Source organism: Actinomycetota bacterium (assembly GCA_036280995.1).
Classification (GTDB): Bacteria; Actinomycetota; CALGFH01; order CALGFH01; family CALGFH01; genus CALGFH01.
This window is the reverse complement of record DASUPQ010000815.1, coordinates 1-9,015: the sequence shown is the minus strand read 5'-3', so window position 1 is coordinate 9,015 and position 9,015 is coordinate 1. Positions and strand designations below refer to the sequence as shown.

Below are 9,015 nucleotides of genomic sequence, written 5' to 3'. Positions count from 1 at the left end.
TCAGGCACGCGCCCGCACCTGCCACTGCTGACCGCAGGGCCCCTTGGCAACCATGAAGACCGCGATCTACGGCTGGAGTGCTAGGAGGTTGCCTGTTCGGAGGCGGGTTCCCCGGCCAGGTGGGCGAGGAACCAGGCGACGGCCAACTCGGCGACGCGCTCCAGGGCACCTGGCTCCGGGAACAGGTGGCTGGCGCCAGGCACGACCTCCAGCCGGGCCTGGCCAGCCAGCTCCTCCAGGGCGGCCCGGTTGAGCGCCAACACTCTCCGGTCGCGGCCCCCGACCACCAGCAACGTGGGCGCCCGCACCCGACCCAGGATGGCCCCGGCCAGGTCGGGTCACCCGCCACGGGAGACCACCGCGGCCACCACGGCCGGCCGGTCGGCAGCCACCAGCAGCGCCGCCCCGGCGCCGGTGCTTGCCCCAAACAGGCCGACGGGCAGGCCGCCGGTGCGCCGCTCGGTGGCCAGCCAGTCCAGGGCGGCGGCGAGCCGGCCGGCCAGCAGCTGGACGTCGAAGCGCAGGCGACCGCCGGCCCGTTCGGCCGTCTCCTCCTCGGCGGTCAGCAGATCGAGCAGCAGGGTGGCCAGGCCCGCCCGCTGGAGCATGGCGGCCACCAGGCGGTTGCGGGGGCTGAGTCGGCCGCTGCCGCTCCCGTGGGCGAACAGCACCACGCCCTTGGCGGCGGCCGGTACGGCCAGATCGGCGGCCAGCCGCACCCGGCCGGCGGCCAGGCGCACGCGCTGCTCCATCCTGGCGTCACCTCCCTCGGACTACAGTGGCACAGCAGGTGTTGAGCGGTACGCGTCGGCTAGCATGCCGGCATGGCCGTCGATCTGTTCGCTGGAGTTCCCGTCAGGGACTACGCGGCCGCGCTGGCCTGGTACGAACGGTTGCTCGGCTCCCCGCCGACGTTCGTGGCAAGCGACACCGAGGCCGTTTGGGAGCTCGCCGAGCATCGGTCGCTGGCGGTCGAGCACCGGCCCGAGCATGCCGGCCACGCCATGCACACCATCTTCGTCGACGACTTCGATGCCCTCGTCGCCCAGATCGCCGGCCGGGGACTCGAGCCCGCGAAGCGGGAGACCTACTCGAACGGCGTGCGCAAGGCCACATACCGCGATCCCGACGGGAACGAGATCGGGTTCGGCGGCACTCCAGGCGGATAGGAATGCCCTCGCCTGCCAGCCGAGCTGGCTGGCGCGCGCCTCCGCCGGGGTGGCCCGGGGCGGTATGTCCCAGCAGCCGCTGGGCTTGCCGGTGCGGAACAGCCCCGCCAGCCCCTCCACGCGCCCGGCCCTGACCAGGACGACGGTGAGGTCGTGCTCGGCGGGCTGGCGCGGCGTGCGGCGCATCTCGCGTCAGTCGATCAGGGACCCGCAGCTGATATTGACCGTGGCCGCGGTCATGGTGCGGGCCCGGTCGGAGGCGACGAAGGCGGCCACGTCGCCCACGTCCTCAAGGGTGGCCGCCCGCCCGAGCATGGTCAGCCGCTCGATCTCGGCCACGATCGGCTCGCGCCCCTCCATCCCGGCGGGGATCGTCTCGGGCACGCCACCGGTCCGCAGGGTCACGAACCGGACCCCGTGCCGGCCCAGCTCGGCGGAGAGCTGGCGGCGCATGGACTCGATGGCTTCGAAGGCGACCTGGAGGCCGCCAAGGTAGTAGTCGCGTGGCGGCTCGCCCGACCCGCCGAAGGCCAGGATCACTCCGGACCCCTGCCGCATCATGTGCCGCCCGGCCGCCGTGGAGGTCAGGAAGGTCGTCCGCACGGCCGTCGCCACCGGCCGCAGGTAGTCCTCCACCGACATCTCGACCATCGGGGTCCCCTGCACGTCGCCGTGGCTGATCACGTTCATGCAGATGTCGAGGCTCCCGCCCTCGGCGGCCACGGCGTCGGCGTGGGCGTCGACCGCCGCCCCGTCGAGGGCGTCGACCACGGCCGTCTCGGCCGCCCCGCCGGCGTCCCTGATCGTGGCCGCCACCTCCTCCAGGCTGGCCCGGGTCCGCCCGGCCAGGAACACCCGCGCCCCCTCACGGGCGAACGCCCTGGCCACCGCCCCTCCGATCGCCCCGCCCCCGCCGTAGACGGCGGCGTTCTTGCCCTCGAGCAGCACGGCGTCCCTCCCGCATGCGTCCGGCGTCCGACCAGGCCGAGCCTTTCATGTCCCGCCCACAACCGGGCGGCACTCGACCACCAGGCGGCCCGCCTGCGGCGTGGCCGCCGCCACCTCCAGGCCGGCCTGGCGGGCCAGCTCCCGGAACTCGGGCAGGGTGCTGGTCGTGCCGCCGAGCAGGACCGTCTCGACCGTCAGCCGCCGGGGCTCGTCCTCCGCGGTCACCCCGCCAAGGACCACCACCCGCCCGCCGGGGCGGGCCGCCTCGGCGCAGCGGCGCAGGATCGCCACCGTCTCGGCGTCCGGCCAGTCGTTCAGGACCTTCCGGAGCAGGTAGACGTCGGCGCCGGCGGGCAGCGGGTCGAAGAAGCTCTGGCCGGCGGTCTCCACCCGGTCGGCCACCCCGGCGGCCTCGAAGGTCGCCGCCGCCCGGGCCACGGTGGCGGGGACGTCGACCAGGGTGCCGCGCAGGTGGGGATGGGCCCGCAGCAGCGCGGCCAGCATCGCTCCCGTCCCGCCGCCGACGTCGACCACGGCCCGGACCCCCTCCCAGCCGCCGGCGAGCGGGATCCGGGGGTCGGGCGGGCCGTGCCCGGCCGGGCCCATGAGGTCGTCGAAGGCCTCGGCGAGGTCGGGATGGGCGGCCAGGTCCTCCCAGAACGGCCGGCCGAACAGCCCGGCGTAGCCCGGCCGGCCGGTCCGGACGTAGCCGAGCAGCGTGCCCCAGGCGGCCGCGAAGCGGCCCCCGACGCCGTCCAGGTCGAGGAACGGCGCCGCCTCGAGCAGCTCCCGCGCCGGGCCGTTGAGGGCGAACCGGCCCGGCGCCGGCTCCTCGAACATCCCCTTGCCCACCAGGTGGCCGAGCACCCGGTGGAGGGCGCCCGGGTCGCACCCGGCGGCCGCGGCCAGCCCCTCCAGGTCGGTGACGCCGGCGGCCAGGTGGTCGGCGATCCGCAGGGTCGCCACCACGTGGACGCACCACGGCGTGGCCAGGTCGCTCAGGGTCTCGAGGTCCACCTTGGGGGTCGGTTCCATCGGGGCAGGGTACCGTGACGGTATGCCACCGACCCGGCTGCCGACGACCAACCGGCTGATGGCGGTGCTGGACACGGCCGACGAGGCCACGGCCGCCACGGCGGCGCTCGCCCGGGAGGGGTTCGGCACCGACGTGCTGGTGCTGCGGGGCGCCCCGGACGCGGACCGGATCGACAGCCTGGGCAACGCCGGCGGGTTCTGGACGCGGGCCCGGCGGCTGCTGTCGTTCACCCTGGCCGACCAGGTCGTCGACCTGGCCGTCTACGTGGCCGCGCTGCGCGACGGCCGCACCGTGCTGTCGGTGCCGGTGTCCGGCGACGACGCCAAGGAGCGGGCCCGGCGGGCCCTGACCGGAGCGGGCGGCCACTTCCTGAACTTCTTCGGGCGGTTCGCCACCGAGGACGTCGTCCCCTGGCGGGGCCCGGAGCTGCCGCTGCCGCCCTATCTGCGCCGCTAGCTGGCCTCGGGGCCGGCGATGCTCGCCAGCAGCCCTGGGATCTCGTCGAACTCGGCGATCCAGAGGACCCGGATGCCCATCGCCCGGTAGCGTCGGCCCAGGTCGTCCAGGTCCTGGCCGCCGAGCCGCTCCCGACCTCGGCGAGCGTCCTCGGGGAGCTGCATGACGGCGAAGTTGAACCATCCGGGCCGGCGCTCGTGGACGGTCGTGAGCTGCCGCACGGCATCCTGGTCCTCGAGCGAGCTGCCGAGGAAGAGGTTGGGTGCGTTCCCGAACGCCGCGCGCTGGACGTGCGTGATCCAGCTGGCGTCCTCGCCGTAGTGGGCACGGTACTGGGATTCCGTGAAGACGAGATCCACGTCCTGGACCTCCGCGAAGGCGTAGACGCCGCGGGATGCCGGGACGAAGCCGTGCAGATGGTAGATGTCGACCGCGCTCGGCTTGTCGACATCGCCGAAGGGCCTGCCGGGCCGGATCCCGCCCAGGTCCGCCTGGCCGGCCTTGGAGATGTACGCCCGGGACTCGTGTCCGGCCTCACGGATGGCGGTCTCGAGCAGGTCGTCGAAGTTGTAGGTGAGGATCTGGAACACGCGCGGGGTCCTCGGCGCCGACTCGTCCGGCGGGCGTACCATGGCGGCGATCGCCGGGTGGATGGCCGTGCGGTAGAGCGTCCGGTCGAACAGCACGTGGCGCAGCTCGTCGAACAACCGGTCTCCGAAGACGGCCAGCGCCGCCTCGCCCGCCGTCAGGAGGGCGGCGCTGCGGTCGGCGGACCTCCCGCCGAGCTCGCGCGCGGCCCACCGGAGCCGGTCCCGGGTCTTGGGGCTCGCCGGGGCGAGGTGCTGGTCGAGGAACTCGTCGAGCCGCTCGGAGGGGCCGACGAACACGTGACCGGCGACGACCACCGTCCCCCCGCCGTCCTGGCCGCCGACGGGCGACGCGCGGAGCCGCTCATGCAGCTCGCGCCGGTGCTCGGAGGTCCCATGATGGAGCGCGCGGCGGACCATCTCGAGCGCGAGGTCGTCCCATCCCGGCATCCCGGCCGCCATGCTGACGCCCGCGCCCACCACCAGGGCGAGGTCGCCCGCCCGGTACGCGGCTCTGAGGATCGCAAGATCGGCCTCCCGCTGCGACCACCCGATCCGGCGCCGCAGGACGCGGTCCTGCTCCAGGACCCACTCGAGCCATCGCCCGAGGGCCGGGTCCCCGCTCGCCATGGCCTCGAAGGTCGTCGGGTCCAACCCGAACACCAGCCCCCGCATCGCGGCGTCGAGCCGCACGAGGGTGCGGATCGGCTCAGCCTCACCCATCGCGTCGAGGACCTGGTCGTCGCGATCCACGACGGCCCGGATGAAGGCCTCCATCTAGACCGTCTCGGCCGGGGCGAAGAAGACCAGCACCGAGAGGCGCTCGGTGACGTCGTGGAATCGGTGGGGGACGGTGCGGGCGACGAACAGCACGCTGCCCGGCCCCACCGGGTGGCCGCGGCCGGCGACGTCCAGCCGGGCCCGGCCGGCCAGGACCAGGTAGACCTCGTCCTCCTGGTGAGGTTCCTGGGGGTCGTCGGCTCCGGCCTCGAGCACGTACAGCCCGCAGCTCATCGAGTCGCGGCGCAGGAACTCGAGGTACGGCTCGCCGGTGCGGCGCTGCACCTCGGCCCGCGCCTCCTCGAGGGAGGGGACGTCGAAGGCCTCGGCAGGGGGCTCGTCCACCAGGCAATCCTAACCTGGCCGGCGGGCGCGGTATGGTGAGCGCCATGAGGATCTGCCGCTATGTGGCCGATGGCGGGACGGCCCGGGTGGGCTACCTGGACGGGGAGCTGATCGTGCCCGTGGCCGGCGGCGACGGCCAGGCCGGGCTGGACGCCGTGCTCGACCTGGCCATGGCCGCCAACGCCGACTCGGACCTGCGGCCCCGGCCCGACGGCGACCCGGTCCCCCTGGCCTCGGCCCGGCTGCTCGCCCCCGTGGCCAGCCCGCCGTCGATCCGCGACTTCTACGCCTTCGAGCAGCACGTCCGCACCGCCCGGTCGCGCCGCGGCAAGGAGATGCACCCCGACTGGTACGAGCTGCCGATCTTCTACTTCACCAACCCGGCGGCCGTGCTCGGCCCCGGCGACCCGGTGGCCGCCCCGCCCCGCTCGGCCGAGCTCGACTACGAGCTCGAGGTGGCCTGCGTGCTCGGCCGCGGCGGCGCCAACCTGGGCCTGGACGACGCCGACGCGACGGTCGCCGGGTTCATGGTCATGAACGACTGGTCGGCCCGGGACGTGCAGCGGCGCGAGATGGCGCTGTCGCTGGGCCCGGCCAAGGGCAAGGACTTCGCCACCTCGCTCGGCCCGACGCTGGTCACGACGGCCGAGTTCGCCCCCGGGGGGCTGCGGGAGGTGCCGAGCGCGGTGATGACGGCCACGGTCAACGGGGTCGAGTGGTCGCGGGCCGACCTCGACGGGCTGTGGTGGAGCTTCGCCGAGATGCTGGTCTACGCCAGCGAGGCGGCCCCGGTGCGCCCCGGCGACGTGCTCGGGTCCGGCACCTGCGGGACCGGCTGCATCCTGGAGCTGTCGCTGGTCCACGGGGCCGACAAGTACCCCTACCTCCAGCCCGGCGACGAGGTCGAGCTGGAGGTGTCCGGCCTGGGCGTGCTCGCCAACCGGGTCGTGGCCGGCGACGCCCCCGCCTTCCAGCCCGACCCCGACCGCATGCGCCCGAGGCTGGGCCAGTGAGCGCCCGGGACCCGGGTACCGGGACCGATCGGGCCGGGCGGCTGCTGGCCGCGGCCGGGCGGATCCGGGCCAGCGCCGTGGTCCTGCCCGACGGCGCCCTGACCGACCCCGACCCGGAGTCGGGGGAGCGCTGGGACCGGGGCCAGGTCCTGGCCCACGTGGCCGAGATGCTGCCCTACTGGGCCCAGCAGGCCGAGCTGATCGCCGCCGGCCGCCAGACCGAGTTCGGCCGGGTCTCCTCCGACCCGGACCGGATCGCGGCCATCGAGCGCGACCGCCGCGAGGACCCTCAGCGGCTCCTCGGCCGGGTCGACGAGGGCGTCGCCGTGGTCCTGGCCCTGCTCGACCGCCTCGACGCCCAGGCCATGGCCCGCACCGGCCACCACCAGACCCTCGGCGACATGACGGTGGCCGAGATCGTCGACCGGTTCGCCGTCGCCCATCTGGAGGAGCACGCCGACCAGCTCGACCCGCCCGCGCCGGGCTGACGTTGCGGGAGGGGCGCAGGCAGGCGTACCTACAAGGGTATGAGCGATCTTGTCTATGACGTGACCGAAGCCACCTTCCAGGCCGAGGTGCTGGAACGGTCCAAGACGGTGCCCGTGCTGGTCGACTTCTGGGCCGACTGGTGCGGCCCCTGCCATGCCCTGGCGCCGGTGCTGGAGCGGGCCGTCGAGCGCCACGGCGGCGAGGTCGTCCTGGCCCGGGTGGACGTCGACCAGAACCAGCGCCTGGCCATGGCCTTCCAGGTCCAGGGCATCCCGGCGGTCAAGGCGTTCGCCGGCGGCCGCCTGGTCGACGAGTTCGTCGGCGCCCAGCCGGCGCAGGTGGTCGAGCGGTTCGTCGAGTCCCTGCTGCCCAGCGAGGCCGACCGGGCCGCCGCGGCCGCGGCCGAGCTCGACCCCGCCCAGGCCGCCGCCCGCTGGCGCGAGGTCCTCGAGGAGGACCCCGACAACGTCGCCGCCCGGGCCGGCCTGGCCGACCTGGCCCTGCGCGAGGGCCGCCCGGCCGAGGCGATCGAAGTCCTCGGCCCGGTGGAGCACGACCCCGAGGTCGCCGTGCTGCTGGCCAGCGCCCGCCTGGCCGCCGAGGCCGCCGATCCCGGCTCCCGCTTCGCCGCCGCCGCCGGCCAGGCCGCCGACGGCCAGGCCGACCCCGCCCTGGCCACCCTCCTGGCCGCCGTCCGCGAGGGCCCGGGCGAGACCCGCGACAAGGCCCGCGGCCTGATGCTGGATGTCTTCCGCCTCCTCGGCGACGACCATCCGCTCACCGCCCGGTATCGCAAGGACCTGACAAGGGCGTTGTTCTAGACTGCCTCCCGAACCCCTCGAAAACCAGAAGGAGGCGGGACCCATCGTGGCCAACGAGGCCGTGCTCACCCCCCAGGGGGAGGACTTCCCCCAGTGGTACCAGGACGTCGTCGCCCGGGCCGAGCTTGCCGAGACCGGCCCGGCCCGGGGGAGCATGGTCATCCGGCCGTGGGCGTACGCCATCTGGGAGCTCATGCAGGCGGACATGGACCGGCGGATCAAGGCCACCGGGGTCCAGAACGCCTACTTCCCCCTGTTCATCCCCATGAGCTTCCTGGAGAAGGAGAAGGAGCACGTCGAGGGGTTCTCGCCCGAGCTGGCGGTGGTCACCCACGGCGGCGGGGAGCAGCTGGCCGAGCCGCTGGTGGTCCGGCCGACCTCCGAGACGGTCATCAACCACCTGTTCGCCAAGTGGATCCAGTCCCACCGTGACCTGCCGCTGCTGATCAACCAGTGGGCCAACATCGTCCGCTGGGAGCTGCGGCCGCGGCTGTTCCTGCGCACCACCGAGTTCCTCTGGCAGGAGGGCCACACCGCCCACGCCACCTACGAGGAGGCCCAGGCCGAGACCATGCTCGCCCTCGAGGTGTACCGGGCGTTCATGGAGGACACCCTGGCCTGCGCGGTGGTGACGGGGGAGAAGTCGGCCGCCGAGCGGTTCGCCGGCGCCGACCGCACCTACACCTGCGAGGGCCTGATGCGAGACGGCAAGGCCCTCCAGATGGGGACCAGCCACAACCTGGGCCACAACTTCGCCCGCGCCTTCGACATCCAGTACCTGTCGTCCGAGGGCAAGCGGGAGTACGTGGCCACCACCTCCTGGGGCAGCTCCACCCGCATGCTCGGCGGGGTGATCATGACCCACGGCGACGACCACGGGCTGCGCCTGCCCCCGGCCATCGCCCCGCATCAGGTGGTGCTGCTCCCCCTGGCCGAGGGCGAGGTCTCCCAGACCGTCGACAAGCTCGCCGAGCAGCTGCGCGGCGAGGGAGTCCGCACCCACGTCGACCGCCGCTTCCACCTGTCGTTCGGCCGCCGCTCGGTCGACTGGGAGCTGAAGGGCGTCCCCGTCCGGGTCGAGCTGGGCCCCCGCGAGCTCGCCGCCGGCCAGGTCACCCTGGTCCGCCGCGACACCCGTTCCAAGGACCCGGTCCCGATCGACGGGGTGGCGGCCGCGGCCGGCGACCTGCTCGACGAACTCCAGCGCGGCCTCCACGCCGAGTCGCTGGCCTACCGCGAGGCCCACACCTACCCGGTCGACGACCTCGCCGAGCTCCGAGAGCGGGTCGGCGCCGGCGGGTTCTACCGCCTGGCCTGGTGCGGCTCCCCGGACTGCGAGGCCGCCCTTGGCGAGGGCACCGGGGCCACCAT

10 protein-coding genes and 1 pseudogene are annotated in these 9,015 nt (G+C 74.3%); 6 read left to right on the top strand and 5 right to left on the bottom strand.

The genetic code is table 11. The features are described 5' to 3' along the window. Positions 1-80 precede the first annotated feature (80 nt). Positions 81-752 (bottom strand): annotated as a pseudogene (locus tag VF468_27245) (alpha/beta family hydrolase). 72 nt (positions 753-824) lie between these two features. Here VF468_27245 and VF468_27240 point away from each other — a divergent pair. Continuing rightward, a complete protein-coding gene (locus VF468_27240) occupies positions 825-1,169 on the top strand; it encodes a VOC family protein (GenBank protein ID HEX5881983.1) in 345 nt (114 codons plus the stop codon). A 192-nt stretch (positions 1,170-1,361) separates the two neighbouring features. On the opposite strand, the gene VF468_27235 is transcribed toward VF468_27240, so the two are convergent. Beyond that, positions 1,362-2,117 (bottom strand): SDR family oxidoreductase, encoded by a 756-nt coding sequence (locus VF468_27235; protein HEX5881982.1) that lies wholly within the window; start codon positions 2,115-2,117, stop codon positions 1,362-1,364. Between the two features lie 45 nt (positions 2,118-2,162). Next, on the bottom strand, positions 2,163-3,152 hold the full coding sequence (locus VF468_27230; GenBank protein HEX5881981.1) for a methyltransferase: 990 nt from the start codon (positions 3,150-3,152) through the stop codon (positions 2,163-2,165). Positions 3,153-3,174: 22 nt separating this feature from the next. On the opposite strand from VF468_27230, the gene VF468_27225 reads away from it, so the two are divergent. Beyond that, the gene (locus VF468_27225; GenBank protein ID HEX5881980.1) at positions 3,175-3,609 is read left to right on the top strand and encodes a hypothetical protein; all 435 of its coding nucleotides are present in this window, start codon (positions 3,175-3,177) and stop codon (positions 3,607-3,609) included. Here the strand turns inward: VF468_27225 and VF468_27220 are convergent. Together VF468_27220 and VF468_27215 are read right to left on the bottom strand one after the other, a co-directional pair. Next, entirely contained in the window at positions 3,606-4,973 is a 1,368-nt protein-coding gene (locus VF468_27220; protein HEX5881979.1) for an SIR2 family protein, read from the bottom strand. The genes VF468_27225 and VF468_27220 overlap by 4 nt on opposite strands. Continuing rightward, positions 4,974-5,261, bottom strand: a complete 288-nt coding sequence (locus tag VF468_27215) for a cupin domain-containing protein (GenBank protein HEX5881978.1) — start codon at positions 5,259-5,261, stop codon at positions 4,974-4,976. A gap of 104 nt (positions 5,262-5,365) precedes the next feature. Here VF468_27215 and VF468_27210 point away from each other — a divergent pair, with 104 nt between their 5' ends. The 4 genes from VF468_27210 to proS all read left to right on the top strand — a co-directional run. Continuing rightward, positions 5,366-6,334 (top strand): fumarylacetoacetate hydrolase family protein, encoded by a 969-nt coding sequence (locus tag VF468_27210; GenBank protein ID HEX5881977.1) that lies wholly within the window; start codon positions 5,366-5,368, stop codon positions 6,332-6,334. Further along, complete coding sequence (locus VF468_27205) at positions 6,331-6,822, top strand: DinB family protein (GenBank protein HEX5881976.1); 492 nt, start codon at positions 6,331-6,333, stop codon at positions 6,820-6,822. The genes VF468_27210 and VF468_27205 overlap by 4 nt, the downstream gene beginning before the upstream one ends. A gap of 39 nt (positions 6,823-6,861) precedes the next feature. After that, positions 6,862-7,644 (top strand): tetratricopeptide repeat protein, encoded by a 783-nt coding sequence (locus tag VF468_27200; GenBank protein ID HEX5881975.1) that lies wholly within the window; start codon positions 6,862-6,864, stop codon positions 7,642-7,644. A gap of 46 nt (positions 7,645-7,690) precedes the next feature. Then, a partial coding sequence (gene proS, locus VF468_27195; protein ID HEX5881974.1) for a proline--tRNA ligase occupies positions 7,691-9,015 on the top strand: 1,325 nt, incomplete at its 3' end.